Genomic DNA, 19588 nt, shown 5'->3' with positions numbered 1-19588 from the left:
ATCTTCTTTTATAAGCGATCGCGTCTCCCTCTTGCAAACACGAGAATCCCGTGTTTATGTATTATCACGGAGGCAATATGCATAAAATATGTTTAAACACTTCACAGTTGAAAGATGCCAATTTGACTCAGATCGGGTCAGAGTAAAAAATCTGTTGTAGTAATAATTTAAATATGCCTACTGTAGAACAATTGAAAACATTGTTTATCTTAAGTTTTTAGGCTACTAAAATGTATTTACTTGTGTTTTTATTACGAATAGATTAACGAACAAAAAATATTGTAATTCTCGCTGGTGAAGAAAATGAAATTCTAATTTACATAGACCGAAAGTGGAGATATCTATGAGCAAACAAGATTTTTTCACAATGTCCCGTGCCCAGTTACGCCAATATATCCTTGACCACAGAGAAGATGATGAAGCCTTTCAAATTTATTTAGATAGATTCAGTTCTGAAGATTCTGTAATCTTCCCTGCACCGCAGTCAATAGATGATTTAGAAAATTTCCCAGAGTTACATCAACAGAACTTAGAAAGACTACGAAACCAAGCTTAAGCCTTCTCCAACATGCTTAAAAGGCTTTTTCCAATAATATCAATAAATCATAGCCAAAATACAAAAATCTCATACCCAGACACCAAAACACAGGTCTGTGCCTTTGCGCCTGGGCGTGAGATTTTTAAATTCTGACTCAATCCCTCACCCTACTTTAACCATCGCGCCGCATCTTTAGCATGATAAGTCAAAATCAAATCTGCTCCAGCGCGTTTAAACCCAGTTAAAGTTTCCAAAACTACACGCTCCTCATCAACCCAACCATTTAGAGCCGCAGCTTTAATCATCGAATACTCACCAGAAACATTGTAAGCTGCAACTGGTAAATTACTTGCTTCCTTCACCCGCCAGATAATATCCATGTATGCCAGGGCTGGCTTAACCATCAGCATATCAGCACCTTCGGCAATATCCAATTCAATTTCTTTAATTGCTTCACGACTGTTACCTGGATCCATTTGATAAGTTCTTCTGTCTCCAAATTGCGGCGTCGAGTCTGCTGCATCCCTAAAGGGGCCATAATAAGCCGAAGCGTATTTAGCAGCATAAGACAAAATCGGTGTGTCTTGGAAGCCCGCTTCATCCAAACCTTGACGAATTGCTTGCACAAAACCATCCATCATCCCAGAAGGCGCAATGATATCCGCACCAGCATTTACTTGAGAAACTGCTGTTTTTTTCAACAATTCCAAAGTTGGGTCATTTAAAACCCTTCCTGTCAAATCACCAACTTGCAAATAACCGCAATGTCCATGACTGGTATACTCACACAAGCAAGTATCAACAACTACAATCAAATCTGGTACTGCTGCTTTGACAGCAGTTGCAGCTTTTTGGACAATACCGCAATCATGCCAAGCGCCAGTAGCATCTACATCCTTGTCAGCGGGAATACCAAATAGAATGATGGCAGGAATTCCTAAGTCATAAACCTCTTTCGCTTCTTCGACAATTTTATCTACCGAAAGCTGGTAGACTCCGGGCATCGATTTTACCTCGTTAGCAATTCCTTCACCCGGTACTGCAAATAGTGGGTAAATGAAATCACTTGTTGTCAAAACTGTTTCACGAACCATCCGGCGCAGTTGTGGATGGGTACGCAGGCGGCGGGGGCGATGTATAGGAAACATAAAGTTTGATGAAGAAAAACAACGCAATGGACACAAAACAAAGCGTCACAAAAGCAGGGGAAAAGTTTCCTGCCATCAGACAAACTACAAAAAGTGCTTAACTGACATTTGCCCTACTTGGATCAATTTGTAGGGCAATTTTGTATTTTACAGCTTACTTGACATCTATCCGACAAGTTAGAAAAACGATATAAAAATTGAGAATGGGCATTGGGCATTGGGCATTGGGCATTGTATTTATAAACAATAAACAATTCACACTTGAAAATTGTCAGACTTTCTGTTGGCCAAATTCTAACTATCAGCTGTGTATAAAATAGTAGACCAACAGCAATATAAAAATAACCGACAAAATTACCAATGCCCTATCCCCTATGCCCCATACCCATACACATAATTGATGCTAAAAAACTCGTAAAATAAAGGGATACCGAAAGGGTGTATCAGGATTGCTAAAAACTTTAGTAATTGCCCAAATCGTTAGTCCCCAATGCAACAAATAGCCAAGAGCTGCTAGCGGCCCCAGTAATAATAGTGGTAACACCAGCCAACCAAATAGAAAAAACAACGCTCCGAGAATCGCTCCGTAGAACCAGACATTAAAGTGGAAATTGATGGATTCTTTGGCGTTTTCTTTAACAACAGGATCGTCGGATACGAACAGTACGGCAATAGGTATACCGACAGATACAACAGCAGTGCTGAAAAAAATGGCTCCATGAGACAAGGCAGATAAAAGCTTTCGCTTGTCTGTGTCGTACATTCCTTTCTCCTAAATTTAGTCAGATTATTGGTTATATTACGACCCGATCGCGACCATCGTTGTCTTAAGATTAAAAGACTTGCCAAAGTCGAAAAAAATTAAGTTAACTTACAAACAAATACAGCTATGTCAATTGAACTTGAGTCTGAACTCGATCGCGCAGTCGAACTTCGTCGCAACTTTGCAATTATATCTCACCCTGATGCAGGTAAAACGACCCTCACAGAAAAGCTACTCCTTTATGGGGGTGCAATTCACGAAGCTGGGGCTGTGAAGGCGCGGCGGGCACAACGCAAGGCCACGTCAGACTGGATGGCTATGGAACAACAACGCGGTATTTCCATTACTTCCACAGTGTTGCAATTTTCCTACCAAAACTGCCAAATAAATTTATTAGATACACCAGGACACCAAGATTTCAGTGAAGATACTTACCGCACCCTTGCTGCGGCTGATAACGCAGTGATGCTGATTGATGTGGCAAAAGGTTTGGAACCGCAAACCCGCAAATTATTTGAAGTGTGCAAGCTGCGCGGTATCCCAATTTTTACATTTGTCAACAAGCTCGATCGCCCAGGAAGAGAACCTCTAGAACTTTTGGATGAAATTGAGCAAGAATTAAAGTTACAAACCTACGCGGTAAACTGGCCCATTGGCATGGGCGATCGCTTTAAAGGTGTTTTTGACCGACACAAGCAACAAATTCACTTATTTGAGCGCAGCGCCCACGGTAGCCGAGAAGCCCGTGATACGATAGTTGAATTAGGCGATCGGAGAATAGAAGAGCTACTAGAACAGGATTTGTACTATCAACTGAAAAACGATCTAGAACTGTTAGAAGGAGTTGGCCCAGAGCTAGATTTACAGTTGGTACATGATGGCAAAATGACGCCAGTGTTCTTTGGTAGCGCCATGACAAACTTTGGGGTAGAGTTATTCCTCAAGTACTTCCTAGACTATGCCCTCAAACCCGGTTCCCACAACAGCACTGTTGGCGAAGTTCCCCCTACATATCCAGAATTTTCTGGGTTTGTGTTCAAACTGCAAGCAAACATGGATCCGAAACACCGCGATCGCGTCGCCTTTGTCCGGGTCTGCACTGGTAAGTTTGAAAAAGATATGATGGTGAATCACGCTCGTACCGGTAAACTCGTCCGTCTCTCCCGTCCGCAAAAACTCTTTGCTCAGGAGAGAGAATCCATTGATGAAGCTTATCCTGGCGATGTGATTGGTTTAAACAATCCCGGTGTTTTTGCCATCGGGGATACAATTTACACGGGGCAAAAGCTCGAATATGAAGGAATTCCGTATTTTTCGCCGGAACTGTTTGCAACTCTGAGGAACCCCAACCCCTCGAAGTTTAAGCAATTCCAAAAAGGCGTTGCGGAATTGCGCGAAGAAGGTGCAGTGCAAATTATGTATTCAACTGATGAAGCCAAGCGCGATCCAATTTTAGCGGCGGTGGGTCAGTTGCAATTTGAAGTGGTGCAGTTTCGTTTACAAAACGAGTATGGTGTAGAAACCATACTAGATTTATTACCCTACAGTGTTGCCCGTTGGGTTGAAGGTGGTTGGGAAGCATTAAATAAAGTGGGACGTTTATTCAACACCACTACAGTCAAAGATAGTATGGGACGCCCAGTGTTACTATTTCGCAATGAATGGAATTGCCAACAGTTACAGGGTGACCATCCAGAGTTGAAATTAAGCGCGATCGCCCCAGTATTTTCTAGTCAACAACCAGTGGAGGAATGAAGAAGAATTCAGAATTCAGGAGTCAGAATTCAGGAGTCAGAATTCAAGATTCAGAATGAATCAGCGAAAAATCACAACGGAGGCTTCCTGCAATCTGAACTTTTCAACAAAGTTGGAGTTCTATTCCTGTGCTGATTGAAGACAGTCAAATTGAAAATTTGATGGGGGGTCTTAAACTCACTTAATGCATCCACCAGTAGTACAGAATTGAATTCTGAATTCTCAGCTCAGAATCCTGAATTCTGAATTCTGAGTTCTGAATTCTGAATTCTGAGTTCTGAATGTTTGACTTACAAGAGATTGGAGTGCCAGAATCTGTATGCCTTCACATGCCAAATCGTCTTTGGAGGCTGGTTTAGTTGCCCTCAAGCAGGGAAATTACCAAACAGCGATCGCTCACTTAGAACCTCTTGCTAGCAGTGACAGTAATGCCACAGCTAACTTACAAGCAAGGGTGGGTTTAGTGATGGCTTATGCCCGCACTGGCGAAGTCTCTAAAGCGATCGCCTTTTCCGAAAACCTCATTGAGAGTAACAATCCGCAAGTTCAAGAGTGGGCAAAACGCGCTCTCGAACATTTGACAAAACGTCAAAAACCTGAGCCAGAATCAAAAAATGTCGAAACTGGATTTGTTGCTTTTGAAAATTCAACCCCCTCTACTCCGAAATCAGAGGAGAAGCCAAAAGAAGAAGTAACAGCAACCAAAAACCAGGACATTCCCCAAATGGTGCCATTAGCTAAACCGAAAGCTAGTGTCATACCACCACCTCCACCGCCGCCTGTTAATCACGGTTTCATGGGTTCCGTCACCCGCACCCAAGCCAAACTATTCGGGGTTATTTATTGGCGACAAGCACAACGCGCTAAGGCATGGCAACCTTTACGCAAGCCGAAATTAATTCCCTTGCGGCTGCTGGGTGCGGGAACATTTATCGCTTTGTTTTGGGTGATGCGGGAAATTTTAAAGTTAATGTTGGCATCCATCAACCATACTTTAGTAAAGCTCCCCTATGTAGAACCTTTGCAGGTTTTATACAATGACCCTACACGGTTTTTGCTAGTCACCTTGGTGGTTTTAATGGGGGCATCCCCTTGGTTGCTGGATTTGCTACTGGCAAACTTCTACGGTCAACGAGAACTTACCAAAGATGTATTGAATGCCCATAGTCGTGAAGCGGTTCGGGTGTTACAACGTTGTTGCCAACAAAGGCATTGGCCTTTTCCCAAACTGCGAATTTTGCCAATGGCTGCGCCGATTATTCTTACTTACGGTAGCTTACCACGAAACGCGAGAATAGTAGTCAGTAAAGGACTGTTAGAACAACTAACAGATGACGAAATTGCCGTTGTTTGCGCCACCCAGCTAGGGCACATTGCTCACTGGGATTTTGTTGTTATGTCTTTGGTGTTGCTGGTGACGCTACCGATTTATCAGGTATACGAACAAATATCAAAGTTGGGTGACAAAATATCAGGAAAAATTTGGCGCACTCCTGTGACAATTGCGGCTAGTTTGATTTATGGAGTTTGGTGTTTGCTGACTGGGACTGCATTGTGGTTGTCGCGATTGCGGCTTTATTATAGCGATCGCACCGCAGCCGAAATTACTGGAAATCCCAATGCTTTGATTCGTGGCTTGTTGAAAATTGCCATTGGAATTGCAACTGATATCGAAAAACAAGAACACACTAGTTACCAGTTGCAAAGCTTAAATCTCGTCGCACCGATGGGCTATCAACAAAGTCTTGCTTTAGGCACAATTGCTAGTCATCTTTCTTTTGAATCTTTTTTGAGATGGGATATTGTCAATCCCTATCGGCGATGGTTTACGATTAATAATAGCCATCCTTTGGTGGGCGATCGCATCGAACGCCTTTGCCAAATAGCCCGTCACTGGCATTTAGACACCGAATTACATTTTCCCAGCGAACCACAATTAAAAGTTAAACGTCAGTCTTTTTTATTGCAAGTCGCTCCTTGGTTGGGAATCCCCCTCGGATTTCTGTTTGCAGGTTTGGTATGGCTAGCATGGCAATTAGCATTCGCACTTAAGTTTTTAAATCTCAAGTGGATTTATGAGGATTGGTCTTTCATTACAGGCTGTGTTTTGATTGGTTTTAGCATCGGGACAGTGATTAGAATTAATTCTTTTTTTCCCGATATTAAGCCCCACACTGTACAAACTGATGACTGTCTGCCCAATTTGTTAGCTGATGCCTCTACTTTACCCATTGACAGCATCAGCGTGCGTCTTGTAGGCAAATTGTTAGGTCGTCAAGGCACTGACAACTCCTTAGCCCAAGATTTAATATTACAATCAAGCGCGGGTCTAGTGAAATTACATCATGTTTCCTGGCTAGGACAGTCACTCAATCACCAGGATTTGATTGGTCGGCAAATTATCGTCACAGGTTGGTTCCGGCGAGGAGCAACACCTTGGATCGATATCCAAACCCTAGAAACTCAAAGTGGTAAAACCATTCATAGCCCTCATCCCATTTGGTCTACTGCTTTAGCAGTTGCAGCCCAAGCTTGGGGTGCGTATGTTTTTCTCACTGGTTAGTCATTGGTCATTTGCTTTGGACAACTGGCAAAGGACAAAGGACAAGCGATCGAGCAAAATGTAAACAATTGTTGCAGGTTTTCTAGAAAAGTGTTACATTTATTTACACAAACAATAGCAACCGAAATAACTCAGTTTCATCGCTTTGTGATGAATTCGGATGCTTTTTCCCCCTCTATATCAGATTTATCCTCCCAACACAGCAGCAAATCAACCAGCCACTGGCTGGTTTTTGTTTCCAAAAATCTCGCCTTGAATAAAAAATGTGTTTTATGCTACGATGCGGTAATACTAAAGTCGAAAATGTGTGCGCTAAACTAGCTAGGTAGAAAATACCGTGGTAATGTAAAGGATGGTATTTTGTTCTGCGAAAAACACCATTGAAGAAAGCGTGTACTTTGGCAGACAGTAGGCTATTAAATTTACAATTCTTAGAATTAAGGTGTTATTAGCTCATCGTAGGTGTGGGCCTTTGGATTAAATAAGCTTGATCCCAACGAAAAACTGTATTGTATAGGTTGATAGTTTGGAGCAAAAAATTGGTTGGTGGCAGTCTTTCTTAATAGCATCTATTTTAAAAGCCAAAGCCAAGTGATGGTTTTCTCACCTTGCCATGTTCATTCATTTCTGGAGGTATAGTTCATGTCCGTTCGCCTATATATAGGTAATTTGCCCAAAGAAGAAATCGATCGTCAAGATCTACAAGCGGTGTTCGCAGCTGAAGGTGATGCTGTAACTACTAAATTAATCAAAGACCGGAAAACCGGCAAATGCCGTGGTTTTGGTTTTCTGACGGTCAACAATGACGAACAAGCTGACCAAATAATAGAAAAATATAACGGTCAGATGTTTAAAGACACTCCCATCAAGTTAGAGAAGGCATTACCTCGTACAAAGGGTGAGGAAGGCGAGGAGCAAGCTCCCAAAGCAGCTAGCGTTGCTAGTAGCAACCCGACTCCTAGTGTTAACAAAGAAGGTAGTCGTCGCGATAAAGGTTCTAAGAAATCTCGTCGTGGCGGTGGTGGTAGTAGTTCCCGTGAAACCACCACAAGCACGGAATCAGACGCTATTCGTCCAGATCCCCGTTGGGCTTCCGAATTAGAAAAGCTCAAGCAGATGCTAGCTGCACAAACTACGAATTAATCCTAAAGGGAGAAGAATTAAAAATTAAAAATCAGAATTACTTTCTTGATTTTTAATTTTTAATTGTTGATAGCTAGTTGCAGGTATTTTTCTAACTTTTATGTGCAAGGCCTACTTTCAGCTTGCCTTTTGAATTTTACTCAAACCACTAATTACAGTTTTGATTTGTACCAAAGCAAGCAAAACAAAACACGGCCACTGTTTTGTGAATTTTGAAGTTGGATCGAGAATTAAGTGGGTCAATCTTAAAAAAGGTAAGTAAGATAGACTCTTTGCGATTACTCCGCTACACTACATCCCCTTCGTAATCACATTTAATGTTTAATTGGCTTAAACTACTTAGAAATTAACGCATATAAGCATTTTTAATTGGGCTTATGCCAAGCCTAACCCAAAAATTTTTGTTTTCCAGAACTCCAAAAAATAAACAACTACTTCAAGTGGTTGAGTTATCAATGTCAACCGTCAGCCATCGACAGTAGCAATTGCCTTATATCTTAAGATATCTTGCTACAAGCCAAAGGTGTAATATTTTAGCATATATTCCCCATCTCAATCTTTCACACAACAAAAGGCATAGATAAAAACTCCTTCAGTGGGTAAAACTGGAGGAGTTAAATTTTTAGCAGTCTTTTCCTACATCACTACTCAGCGTTGGGGCTAAAACAAGGCTAGCAAAGGTGTATGATTCCTAATTTTTGGGTATTTTTGCTTAAAATTTTGAGATATTTGCGAATTTAGAATCAAGTTTTATTTGTGGTTAAGAGCAAAGATTACTGATTATAAAAAATACATAATTTAAACTTATCTTAATTTGTAGTTAAAGTTAAATGTATTCAAATCAAAGGAATTAGGTATCAAAACTGGATAGTTAGATAGCTTATAAATTTAAAAATTTTGAAATTGAAATAGATGATATGAAAATTAATTTTAGTATATAAAAATACTCATTAAATACAAGTATAAAATTTATATATATAATTTTATATTGTAAAAACAACCATACTCTTATTTCAAGCTTCTGAAATAAGAGTATGAATTTTAACTATTTTTTATTTAATACTAGTATAAACAATGATTTCTCTCATTAATAATGAGATCTATAAAATTAGCTTTACGCAAACAAGACAAAGAATAAAATTTCATCTATCAGAGGTATTAAATATAAATATAGCCATTTATATATAAAAGAATTAAATACATATACTTAATCTGAAAGTATACTTCTAGCAGAAGATGTAAAAAAATATTAGAGATATTAAATTAAAATCAATAATAATCAAAGTTCTTAAATAACTCAGGCAAGCGTGCTGCTGTTAGCTGCTTACTTGAAATCGGCTAAAACTTTGTTACAATCCGCAACACACAAACTATGAACTCTACCACCGAAAAACGCATCGCCTTGATTTCCGTCCACGGAGACCCGGCGATTGAAATAGGGAAAGAAGAAGCCGGGGGACAAAATGTTTACGTGCGCTATGTGGGTGAAGCCTTAGCCCAGCTTGGATGGGAAGTTGATATGTTCACCCGCAAGGTAAGTCTAGAGCAAGACTCGATTGTTCAACATAGTGAGAATTGTCGAACTATTCGTTTAAAAGCAGGCCCCCTGGAGTTTGTGCCACGAGATGATATTTTTGGGTATCTCCCAGAATTTGTCGAAAATTTCCTTAAATTTCAAGGAAAAAATGGTATTACCTACCAATTAGTTCACACTAATTACTGGCTTTCTAGCTGGGTAGGGATGGAATTGAAGAAAATCCAAGGAGTTAAACAGGTTCACACGTACCACTCTTTGGGAGCAGTAAAATATAACACCATAGATAATATTCCGTTGATTGCCAGTCAGCGATTGGCTGTAGAAAAAGAAGTGCTGGAGACAGCAGAACGAATTGTAGCGACGAGTCCGCAGGAACATCAACATATGCGATCGCTCGTTTCTAGTGAAGGCAATATCGATATCATTCCCTGCGGTACAGATATTCAGCGATTTGGTTCCATCAAACGAGATGCAGCCAGATTAGAATTGGGAATCGATGGAGAAGCCAAAATTGTATTATACGTGGGTCGTTTCGATCCACGTAAAGGTATAGAAACCCTAGTGCGTGCAGTCAATGAGTCTCAATTACGGGAGTCCAACAACCTCAAGCTAATAATTGGTGGTGGTAGCACTCCAGGTAATAGCGATGGAATCGAGCGCGATCGCATTGAGCAAATTGTCAACGAATTAGGGATGAGTGATTTAACTGTGCTTCCTGGTCGTTTGAGTCAAGATATCTTACCAACTTATTACGCAGCAGCTGATGTTTGCGTTGTTCCCAGTCACTATGAACCCTTTGGACTCGTAGCCATTGAAGCTATGGCCAGTGGTACACCAGTGGTAGCAAGCGATGTGGGAGGACTTCAGTTTACTGTGGTTAACGAACAAACTGGTTTATTAGCACCAGCCCAAGATGTAGGTGCTTTTGCCAATGCCATCGATAGAATTCTCTTGAATCCACAATGGCGAGATGAATTAGGTAAAGCTGGTAGAAAGCGCGTTGAAACTAAGTTTAGTTGGGATGGCGTTGCCAATCAACTGGGCGAACTCTACAAAGAGATTTTGGGAGAAACACCCAAAGAACTAGAACCAGCATTACTCACAAAATAACCTTTTTTGGTTATAGATAAATCATCGTCAGTATAGTACATAAATACTACTTATTTCTGAAAGTTTCGTAGTCAAGACTTTAGTGCTGAAAAATCAAGGACTAAAGTTCTTACTACGAACATTTTTTTCCTACAAAATTAATGCGATGAACCAGTGGGTAAGTTTTATATTGATAGCAGAACAAATGCGGTTAAGTTGATTAATGCTGACCGCCTTTTCATGTGATGCCGGTGTGAACTAGACGCGATAGCATATACTGGGCATCGATATTTGCAGGTTAATAATTAATTTTTGTGCAACCAGTTGACTTTACCACCCTAAAAGCTGCTTGTAGCGAACTACGCACAAACTGGCTACCCTCAAGAGCAGAGCAAGTTTACCAGCGCGATCGCTATACAATTGTCATAGCATTACGCACCTTGAAACAGCGGGGTTGGCTAGAGATTTCTTGGCATCCTCAAGCTGCACATATTTGTATCGGCGATCCACCACCGCGAATTCCCGATACCTTCACCTTCAGCCAGCAACTAATACACCAATTGGGTGGTTTGGCTTTGGTGGCAATTGAAGCGATCGCTCCTTGGGAACGTGTTATTGATTTACAATTTGCTCGGCGTCCTGGAGAAAGTGCCCTATATCATGTGTATGTAGAAATTATGGGCAAATACAGCAACGTCATTCTCACCGACGCCAGCAATATAACCATCGCTCCTGCTCATCAAGTCAGTCAGCAACAATCTAGTGTCCGTCCCATCCTCACCGGACAACCTTACGAAACACCACCCAAACTCACTGGCACTGTCCCCAATTTACAAGAATCTCAACAACGCTGGCAAGAACGAGTCAGCTTAGTACCAGGAGCAATCAAGCGGCAATTACTCAAAAGTTATAGTGGTTTAAGTGCTGCTTTGCTAGAGTCAATGTTGTTAGTAGCTAATATCCCACCAGAAACATCTACTGATAGCCTTAAACCTGACGATTGGCAAAGATTGTTTGAGCGTTGGCAAGAATGGCTGCAAGCTTTAGATTCAGATCGATTTCAACCAGCTTGGACAGAACACGGCTACACAGTGATGGGTTGGGGTGGTGTGAAAAGTGCCAAAGACACCCAAGAATTACTCAAACTTTACTACACTGACCAACTCAATCAACAGTTATTTTCCCAATTGCGCCATCAGTTGAGTCAGAAATTAAATAATATTTTGGAGAAATTACACAACAAAGCTCAAACCTTTAAGACACGCTTGCAGCAATCAGATCGGGCTGATGAATATCGACAAAAAGCTGATTTATTAATGGCTCACCTACAAAACTGGGAACCAGGAATGAAGGAGATAATTATCCCAGATTTTGAGAGTAATGAGCCAGTAGCTATTGCTCTACAACCGGATAAAAACGCCGTTCAAAATGCCCAAAGTCTTTATAAACAGCATCAAAAACTTAAACGCGCTCGTTCTGCTGTGGAACCATTACTGTTAGAAGTACAGACAGAAATTGATTACTTAGAGCAAGTGCAGGCTGCCATCGAACAGATAGACAGCTACCAAACAGCAGAAGATTTGCAAGCTTTAGAAGAAATTCGCGAAGAACTCATTGGACAAAAGTATTTACAAGATCCAGAGTACCGCGATCGCCCTAGCAATGAAAACTCCATCAGCGACTTTTATCATTACCGTACTCCCAGCGGCTTTGAAGTATTAATCGGTCGTAACAATCGCCAAAATGACCAATTAACTTTTCGTGTAGCTGGGGATTATGACCTCTGGTTCCACGCTCAAGAAATTCCCGGTAGCCATGTACTACTACGCCTTGAACCCGGTGCTGTTGCAGAAGAAACTGATTTGCAATTTGTTGCTAATCTTACCGCTTACTACAGTCGCGCCCGTCAGAGTGACCAAGTACCAGTAGTATACACTCAGCTAAAACACGTCTACAAACCCAAAGGAGCAAAACCCGGAATTGCCATTTACAAGCAAGAGAGCATTCTTTGGGGGAAACCACAATTGGTTATTGGGTATGGGGCATAGGGCATGGGGCATAGGGCATAGGGCATGGGGCATAGGGGAAAAACTCATCTCCCCTCCTCCCCCAATACGGTTTGGATAAGCAGTATGAACTTCCCTTGTGGTCTGGGAAAAGGTTAAGGGGATTTGGATGTATTTGAAACCTTTGCCCTTTGCCCTTTGCCCTTTGCCCTTTGCCCTTTCCCCTTTGCCCTTTGCCCTTTCCCCTTTCCCCGAACCGTATCGCCTCCCCATCTCCTCCCTCCGTTAGAGCCAATTCTCCTTATAGATAGACGCTTTTAAATTTTGGTTATATCTTTTTTTGATGAAATTTTCTGAAAAATCTGTGTTGGCTGTTACAATATTGTTAAGAAAAGTTGCCCGTTGCATTTTGGGAACGCGCAATTGGGTTTTAACTCTCTTGAGAAGACAACGCGAAAAAACATTTTTTAGACCAGCTGTGGGAGGCTGGTCTTTTTGTAGTTATTAGCAAACTTTTTCTTGGGTTTTGGTGAGATGAATTACTGAATCGTTTGTCAAATATAGCAATGGACATATTTGTCTTTGATCTCAAGGGAACAGGGAACAGATAACAGGGAATAGAGAAACATCTTCGCAATTGTGGCGACTGCTATATTAATTCAAAGACGGTTTAAAATTAACCGTTAACGTCATCAATTCCTCACATTTCAATTGCATAATGGGGATAGACAAGATGCCCAATCTGCAAGACTTTCATCAAATTTGGATATGCAAACTAGATGGGGAAAAGGGGATGGCTACAAAAAATATTTGTGACACCATAAATTGACTGTAAAAGTATATAACTGTATGCTTATGTCAATGTATTAGGCGTTTCATAAAATATTATTAAGTATTCATGAAATCAAAATATTAAATTTTTTACTTTATTTCTGCCATAAAATTACTTAATTTATTTGTTTCGGTTCTTTACTATTACTGAAAAAATTAAGTACTCTTACAGTGATAAGGAAGTAATTGAAAATCGCATACAAAATCAAGACGCAAACTTATATTTTGCGTCTTGATTTTGAGATTTGCAAAATTAGAAACTGAATGTGGTTCTCAGGGCACCAATCACAACATCATCATTATCATTGTTATGATCTGGAGATGTTAGCCAAATGACTCCTGGGGTAATGGTGATATTATCACTGAGTTTATATTGATAGAATGCTTCCAAATGGTAGGATGTATCCTCATCTCTAGCTAATCCCACGAGGCTAGAACTTGTAACTCTGGGTTCTATACCGGCAATAATACCTGCTAAGCTACCTTTTGTACCGAGGTCAGGGAAGCCAAGGGTAACAGCATAGTTCCAAATATCAACGTCTCCACGGTTTCCTCTTAAGCTGCGGCTGTTGGTGTATCCCACCCAACCGCCTAAAACTATGTTGTCAGTAATACCAATGGATGCTTGCACACCGTAAGAATTACTGGAAAATCCCACTTCTTCTTCTGGTAAACCCTGGATAGCTGCAATATCTTGGAAGGTTGCTGCATTGCTACCTGTGGCTAGCGGTTGGTTGTAAGAATTGATGTAAGTTAAACCAATAGAAATGCGATCGCTTGGTTGAACTGTCAACTGTGCTAAAGCACCATAAGAACCGTTGAACAAACCATTATTTGGTGTAGGGTCATTAGCTGTACCACTCAAATACCCCAAACTCAATGCTAATTTCTCGCTAAATTCGTATGTTAATCCTAATCCCGCGCCACCTATCTGGTTATAAATTGGGTTGCGTGTACCGAAGGTGGACAAAGCACCAAAAGCGCCATCGCCGTCAAAGATGTTGACAGTACTTGTCAAGTCATCGGCTGCACCTGCGTTGGCTATGGCGATGACTTGTGTCTTTTTGCCCAGAGGAAATTTGTAATACAGTGCATCTATGGCAGCACTAGTGGTACCATCCTCGCCAGCAAAGAATAAATTGCCCTCTGGTGTACCAATATTAGGGCTGAGAATATTATTCGCCTGGATTCTAGTGAACAGTGTATCTTGCCCTGTAAAACTAGTAACAAATTCTACCCGCGCCCGTACCCCTAAAGTTGTATTTTCGTCTGTAATTTCTGCACCGTTGACTGTATTTCCTGACAACACATCGCTAACAACGGCAACAACTTGTCCTTGCAGTTTCGTTGTGGTGGAAAACTGATTGGCTTCCAATTCAGCTGTACGTGCTTCTACGGCATCTACACGACCCCTGAGTGTTGCTAGTTCGGCAGAAAACTGTTCTTGCAGTTTTTGTAATGTGGCTAAATCTTCTTTGTTAACTAAATCACCTGTGGCTGTGGCAATTAATTCATTCACGCGATCTAAACAAGCATTCAAACCAGCAGCAAACTCATATCGCGTCAGTGCCCGATTCCCACGATAAGTGCTATTTGGATAACCTGCAATACAACCATAGCGTTCCACCAGCGATTGCAACGCTTGGAAAGCCCAATCTGTAGTTTGCACATCTGACAACTGAGACACTGAAGTAACTTGTGCCATTGTTTTATTGTCAGCGATGTTCTCAACTTTGGTGCTTGGACTTGTTAAAACTGGCACTTGATTGATGGGGGAAGTGTCCGATGTTTCACCTGCAAATGTAGCAGTACTAAGAAATAACATTGCACTGCATACTGCTGGACTAAATAGCAGATATTGACAAACTTTTTGCATTTTTCTCCTCACATTGAATCTATAATTTGCGCTCACACCGCGCTTTTTTCAAAGCACTTTTATTAAAAACTCGTCAGTAATCTTATCAGAAGTATGCAAGCTTTTTAACAAAATATGTCAATAAATCCTAATTATTTTAGGGAAACTTGATTGCAGAGATTTAATTTCAACTAGTAATATTGTATTTTTTTATACTTAAATATGGTATTGCATGAGAATGATAATTATTATAATATGAAGATGTAGAATAAGTATCATTGTCAAAAATAATTGTGGCAAAACCACAGTCAGCATTGGTTTTGGGGAGGAAACAGCGTAATGGGAAATTGGAGAATATTCAGAACACACAGACAGCGAAATGGTATCGTATCATTAATTGCTCTGCTATTATTGTCAACAACTGCTGGCTGTGGGGAATCAAATCAGAATCAAGGAACAACTGCCCAACAGTCACCACAAGCAAAGGAAGCTGCATCTATCCCCACAGCACAGTCGGGAAAAACTCAAGTAGTAACTACATTTTTGCCGATATATTTATTTACTAAGGCAGTGGCCGGAAATGCGGCAGATGTCAAAATTTTAGTACCACCTGGTACGGAGGTACATGAATACCAAGCGACACCAGAAAACGTGAAAGCGATCGCAACTGCCAATGTATTAGTAAAAAATGGTTTAGGGTTGGAGGAATTTTTGCAAGGCACTATCAAAAATGCTCAAAACTCTAAATTAATAGAAGTTGATGCGAGTAAAGATATTAAACCCTTAAATGAAATTTCACCTGTTGAGAAAACAACCGCAAATAAAGAAGACCACGCACACGAACACAGTCAAGGTAATCCCCACGTTTGGTTAGATCCAGTTTTGGCAAAACAGCAAGTAACTAACATTCGTGATGGCTTAATAGTAGCCGACCCAGCAAATAAATCAACTTATGAGGCTAATGCTGCGGCTTACATTAAAGAATTAGAAGTATTAAACAGCGAATTTCAGCAGACATTACAAAAAACTCCAAGTTGCACCTTTGTCACCTTTCATGATGCGTTTCCGTACTTAGCCAAACGCTATAATCTCCAACAAGTTGCAGTGGTGGAAATTCCCGAAGATCAACTTTCGCCAACAGATGTGCAAAATACAATCAACGCTGTGAAAAAGTATAAAGTTAAAGCCTTATTTAGCGAACCAGGAGTAGATAATAAATTGCTCACTAGTTTATCAAAAGACTTGAAGTTAAATTTGCGGACTTTAGATTCTGTGGAAACTGGTGAAACAGATCCACAGTATTATTTCAAAGTAATGAAAGCTAACTTACAAACTTTAGAAACTGCATGTAAATAGGTTTGTCATTTGTTCTTTGTCCTTTATCTATTACAAATGCCCAATGCCCTGTTTGGCCAATGCCCAATGCCCAATAACCAATGACTAATAACATTGCTATCTTAAAAGTAGAAGGATTAACAGTCTATCAAGGCAGTCATCTAGCTGTACGAGATGTTTCCTTTGAATTGTCACCAGGAACAGATACAGCTATAGTTGGCCCCAATGGTGCTGGTAAAAGTACTCTGATTAAAGCCGTTTTAGATTTGATACCTCGAAGCGCTGGTACCATTGAAGTATTCGATCGCCCAATTGCAAAGCTGGGGCATTTACGTCACTTGTTGGGGTACATGCCGCAAAATTTCTTCTTTGACCGCAGCTTTCCCATTTCTGTCAGAGAATTGGTAGGACTAGGATGGACAAGTGAAGGTAAAAGGCAAAAAGCAAAAGGCAAAAAAGAAGATTCGTTTTTTTTCAGGTTGTGGCCACAAGACCAAGAAAAATCCTTAGCAGTAACAGCAGCTTTACGGCGAACAGATGCTTATCATTTACAGCATCAACCTATTGGGACTCTTAGCGGCGGTCAGCTTAAGCGCGTATTGTTAGCTTATTGTCTAGTGAAGCCACGGAAATTACTAGTACTAGATGAAGCCTTTGCTGGAGTTGATATACAAGGCGCAGCAGATTTTTATGCATTGCTAAATGAATTAAAACAGCAAGAAGGTTGGACAGTATTGCAGGTTTCCCATGATATTGATATGGTAAGCCGTCATTGCGATCGCGTGCTTTGTCTCAATCAAACCATTGTTTGCACAGGAAAGCCAGAAATTGCCCTTTCACCACAAAATCTTTTAGCAACCTACGGCCCTCTTTTCAGTCGCTACCAGCACAATCATAATTGAGGTTGATTGTTGAGTGTTGAGTGTTGACTGTTGACTGGGGGGTTAAGAATTATTCTCCTTGTCCCCCTTGTCCCCCTTGTCCCCCTTCTCCCCCTTGTCCCCCTTGTCCCTACTTTTCTTGAATTCAAAACTTGACTCGGCTTGACAATATACAATACATTACGAACCTACTTGTGCTAACTTATCAAGGGCATTGCCCAGAAGTATGGATTTCTCTATTAATTGTCAGATAGCTTGGCTAGCGATCGCCAACGGTAATAACTTAGTCAGCTTATTACAATACCCCTTTATGCAACGGGCGATGGCGGAAGCTGTACTGATGGGAATACTTGGTGGGATGTTGGGTAGTTTTGTTACCTTGCGCCAACTGTCTTTTTTCAGTCATGCTGTTGGCCATGCGGCATTGGTAGGTGTGGCGTTGGGTGTGCTGCTACAGCTCAATCCTACTTGGATGCTGTTACCTTTTACCTTAATTTTTGGTGTTGTTGTCCTTTACTTTATCGACAAAACCGACTTAGCTAGCGATAGCGTACTTAGTATAGTGCTATCTGGGGCATTAGCGATCGGATTAATTCTCACCAGTTTCATCAAAGGATATCGTGGCAACTTGATGGCAGTACTATTTGGCGATATTCTAGGGCTGGATGCCACAGATTTAATTTTGACGCTGCTGATACTTGTGGGTGGTTCCATATTTTTACTATCAACTTTGCAACAGCAAATTTTATTGACACTTAACCCAGATGTGGCTCAGGTTCAAGGTATTCCTGTACAATTTTACCGCTACGCTTTTGTGGTGTTGCTTTCACTGGCTGTTGCTGTAGCAATTAAAGCTGTTGGCGTTTTATTAGTAAATGCCTTTTTGGTTATTCCCGCCTCCACTGCCAAACTTATGAGTCACCACTTTAGTGGCTTTTTAGTCACTTCAGTAATAGTTGGTTCCACCACCAGCATCACTGGCATCATTTTCTCAGGTCTTTTCAGCATCGCTTCTGGGCCGAGTATCGTTCTTGTCCAGTTTCTAGTGTTTTTAGCTGTTGTCATCTGGTTTAAGGTGAACTTCAAAGCTACATAAATATTTTTCTCCAACCTCTTGCAAATTCGTTTTATGTTTGCTAAATTTATTAATCGTGGCTCAAATAAATGCCTCCGCCGGGATAGCTCAGTCGGTAGAGCAGAGGACTGAAAATCCTCGTGTCACCAGTTCAAGTCTGGTTCCTGGCACTTACGCTACCTCGACCCTGTAGTTCGCACCTACAGGGTTGAATTGTTTTTAGTGACCAAAACGTGACCATAAGAAGCGCGAATAGCCTGCCAAATATAAGTTTTACTGATTTTCTTCGATCCACTTTTGAAATCGCCTCAACTCATCCCAGGTACGCGATCGCGTATCAAGCCCCTTGCTCCTAGAATACTGATTTGGGTGAAGGTTAGCTCGCCGCATTTCGACATATTCAGCGATCGCGCTTTCGACTATATCCGCTCTATTGCCGTGTAACACGGCAATGCCGCTATCAATCTCTCTAGCGCAGCGCATCACTTCATCCGCGATCGCCTGCGGTACACGAATCAATTTCGTCTTTCCACTTCGCCAGGTGCTACCGCTTTCCCAGGTCGTTGAAGTCCTACCGCCTTTATTCATAATCCCTCTATTGCCGTGTTACACGGCATTATAACCGAAGGGCGATAGAGTCAAAGGGAGAATTGTTAGAGTGAATCCCCAGTGAGTTAAATCTCCTCAATTCTGACTTTCTTAGGTGGAGGTGGTACTTCTTTCGGTTTGGTACGGACAATAAAACCATCTTTTTGTAAGAAAGATTGAATTTCCTTTATCTCATCCCAAGCTCGGTAGAATTTATGATGGATTTGATAATACAAATCATTGATGTAGTATTCTGCCATTTCTTTCTTCCCTTCATACCGAGCCTGGGAAACTTTAATATCAGTTTTTAAATCTTGCAAGTTTGCAGTTAAGTGGTCTTTAACATCATCAATTGATTTCTCAATATCAGATTTGGTTTTAGCTATATGAAAAATGATGCCGACGAGTGCGGCTACAGCCAAAATAATATCTAATGTGTCTTTAAAAGAGTTAAGCATAAGCATTGTAATTAAAGAAGTTT

14 protein-coding genes, 1 tRNA gene and 1 pseudogene are annotated in these 19588 nt (G+C 40.9%); 11 read left to right on the top strand and 5 right to left on the bottom strand.

The window, feature by feature from the left end; all coding sequences use genetic code 11:
• Positions 1–275: 275 nt before the first annotated feature.
• Positions 276–347 (top strand): annotated as a pseudogene (locus tag VF06_RS43535) (hypothetical protein); the annotation flags it as partial.
• Positions 344–556, top strand: a complete 213-nt coding sequence (locus tag VF06_RS31475; RefSeq protein WP_099071404.1) for a DUF6887 family protein — start codon at positions 344–346, stop codon at positions 554–556. The pseudogene VF06_RS43535 and the gene VF06_RS31475, both read left to right, overlap by 4 nt.
• A gap of 149 nt (positions 557–705) precedes the next feature.
• On the opposite strand, the gene hemB is transcribed toward VF06_RS31475, so the two are convergent.
• Together hemB and VF06_RS31465 are read right to left on the bottom strand one after the other, a co-directional pair.
• Positions 706–1686 (bottom strand): porphobilinogen synthase, encoded by a 981-nt coding sequence (gene hemB, locus VF06_RS31470; protein ID WP_099071405.1) that lies wholly within the window; start codon positions 1684–1686, stop codon positions 706–708.
• A gap of 403 nt (positions 1687–2089) precedes the next feature.
• On the bottom strand, positions 2090–2449 hold the full coding sequence (locus VF06_RS31465) for a DUF4870 domain-containing protein (RefSeq protein ID WP_099071406.1): 360 nt from the start codon (positions 2447–2449) through the stop codon (positions 2090–2092).
• A gap of 126 nt (positions 2450–2575) precedes the next feature.
• Between VF06_RS31465 and VF06_RS31460 the strand changes: the two genes are divergently transcribed.
• From VF06_RS31460 to VF06_RS31440, 5 genes are all read left to right on the top strand, one after another.
• A complete protein-coding gene (locus VF06_RS31460) occupies positions 2576–4204 on the top strand; it encodes a peptide chain release factor 3 (RefSeq protein WP_099071407.1) in 1629 nt (542 codons plus the stop codon).
• A gap of 319 nt (positions 4205–4523) precedes the next feature.
• Positions 4524–6767 carry a zinc metalloprotease HtpX gene (locus VF06_RS31455; protein ID WP_099071408.1) on the top strand — a complete coding sequence of 748 codons (2244 nt, stop codon included), beginning with the start codon at positions 4524–4526 and terminating at the stop codon, positions 6765–6767.
• A gap of 642 nt (positions 6768–7409) precedes the next feature.
• On the top strand, positions 7410–7910 hold the full coding sequence (locus VF06_RS31450; protein WP_099071409.1) for an RNA recognition motif domain-containing protein: 501 nt from the start codon (positions 7410–7412) through the stop codon (positions 7908–7910).
• Positions 7911–9282: 1372 nt separating this feature from the next.
• Positions 9283–10557 (top strand): glycosyltransferase family 4 protein, encoded by a 1275-nt coding sequence (locus VF06_RS31445; protein WP_099072752.1) that lies wholly within the window; start codon positions 9283–9285, stop codon positions 10555–10557.
• A gap of 293 nt (positions 10558–10850) precedes the next feature.
• Positions 10851–12584: an Rqc2 family fibronectin-binding protein gene (locus VF06_RS31440; RefSeq protein ID WP_099072751.1), complete on the top strand. Its 1734-nt coding sequence runs from the start codon at positions 10851–10853 to the stop codon at positions 12582–12584.
• 1042 nt (positions 12585–13626) lie between these two features.
• Here the strand turns inward: VF06_RS31440 and VF06_RS31430 are convergent.
• The gene (locus VF06_RS31430) at positions 13627–15249 is read right to left on the bottom strand and encodes an iron uptake porin (RefSeq protein WP_099072749.1); all 1623 of its coding nucleotides are present in this window, start codon (positions 15247–15249) and stop codon (positions 13627–13629) included.
• Between the two features lie 318 nt (positions 15250–15567).
• Here VF06_RS31430 and VF06_RS31425 point away from each other — a divergent pair, with 318 nt between their 5' ends.
• The 4 genes from VF06_RS31425 to VF06_RS31410 all read left to right on the top strand — a co-directional run bounded on the left by VF06_RS31425 (position 15568) and on the right by VF06_RS31410 (position 18689).
• Positions 15568–16584 (top strand): metal ABC transporter substrate-binding protein, encoded by a 1017-nt coding sequence (locus VF06_RS31425; protein WP_099072748.1) that lies wholly within the window; start codon positions 15568–15570, stop codon positions 16582–16584.
• Positions 16585–16664: 80 nt separating this feature from the next.
• Positions 16665–17465 carry a metal ABC transporter ATP-binding protein gene (locus VF06_RS31420; protein ID WP_099072747.1) on the top strand — a complete coding sequence of 267 codons (801 nt, stop codon included), beginning with the start codon at positions 16665–16667 and terminating at the stop codon, positions 17463–17465.
• A gap of 205 nt (positions 17466–17670) precedes the next feature.
• The gene (locus VF06_RS31415) at positions 17671–18540 is read left to right on the top strand and encodes a metal ABC transporter permease (RefSeq protein WP_099073235.1); all 870 of its coding nucleotides are present in this window, start codon (positions 17671–17673) and stop codon (positions 18538–18540) included.
• A gap of 76 nt (positions 18541–18616) precedes the next feature.
• Positions 18617–18689: transfer RNA gene (locus VF06_RS31410), tRNA-Phe, on the top strand.
• A 103-nt stretch (positions 18690–18792) separates the two neighbouring features.
• Here VF06_RS31410 and VF06_RS31405 read toward each other — a convergent pair.
• Both VF06_RS31405 and VF06_RS31400 read right to left on the bottom strand, forming a co-directional pair.
• A complete protein-coding gene (locus VF06_RS31405) occupies positions 18793–19107 on the bottom strand; it encodes a hypothetical protein (RefSeq protein WP_099076474.1) in 315 nt (104 codons plus the stop codon).
• Positions 19108–19193: 86 nt separating this feature from the next.
• The coding region (locus tag VF06_RS31400; RefSeq protein ID WP_099084293.1) for a hypothetical protein at positions 19194–19588 on the bottom strand (395 nt) is incomplete at its 5' end.

Origin of the sequence: Nostoc linckia z4, assembly GCF_002608075.1 — a bacterium.
Classification (GTDB): Bacteria; Cyanobacteriota; Cyanobacteriia; order Cyanobacteriales; family Nostocaceae; genus Nostoc; species Nostoc linckia.
This window is presented reverse-complemented; position numbering and strand designations above follow the sequence as displayed.

What these genes read in the sequence shown, in the direction of transcription:
- VF06_RS31475 (WP_099071404.1), top strand. Translation starts at nt 344, where the DNA reads ATGAGCAAACAAGATTTTTTCACAATGTCCCGTGCCCAGTTACGCCAA.
- hemB (WP_099071405.1), bottom strand. Translation starts at nt 1,686, where the DNA reads ATGTTTCCTATACATCGCCCCCGCCGCCTGCGTACCCATCCACAACTG.
- VF06_RS31465 (WP_099071406.1), bottom strand. Translation starts at nt 2,449, where the DNA reads ATGTACGACACAGACAAGCGAAAGCTTTTATCTGCCTTGTCTCATGGA.
- VF06_RS31460 (WP_099071407.1), top strand. Translation starts at nt 2,576, where the DNA reads ATGTCAATTGAACTTGAGTCTGAACTCGATCGCGCAGTCGAACTTCGT.
- VF06_RS31455 (WP_099071408.1), top strand. Translation starts at nt 4,524, where the DNA reads ATGCCTTCACATGCCAAATCGTCTTTGGAGGCTGGTTTAGTTGCCCTC.
- VF06_RS31450 (WP_099071409.1), top strand. Translation starts at nt 7,410, where the DNA reads ATGTCCGTTCGCCTATATATAGGTAATTTGCCCAAAGAAGAAATCGAT.
- VF06_RS31445 (WP_099072752.1), top strand. Translation starts at nt 9,283, where the DNA reads ATGAACTCTACCACCGAAAAACGCATCGCCTTGATTTCCGTCCACGGA.
- VF06_RS31430 (WP_099072749.1), bottom strand. Translation starts at nt 15,249, where the DNA reads ATGCAAAAAGTTTGTCAATATCTGCTATTTAGTCCAGCAGTATGCAGT.
- VF06_RS31425 (WP_099072748.1), top strand. Translation starts at nt 15,568, where the DNA reads ATGGGAAATTGGAGAATATTCAGAACACACAGACAGCGAAATGGTATC.
- VF06_RS31420 (WP_099072747.1), top strand. Translation starts at nt 16,665, where the DNA reads ATGACTAATAACATTGCTATCTTAAAAGTAGAAGGATTAACAGTCTAT.
- VF06_RS31415 (WP_099073235.1), top strand. Translation starts at nt 17,671, where the DNA reads ATGGATTTCTCTATTAATTGTCAGATAGCTTGGCTAGCGATCGCCAAC.
- VF06_RS31405 (WP_099076474.1), bottom strand. Translation starts at nt 19,107, where the DNA reads ATGAATAAAGGCGGTAGGACTTCAACGACCTGGGAAAGCGGTAGCACC.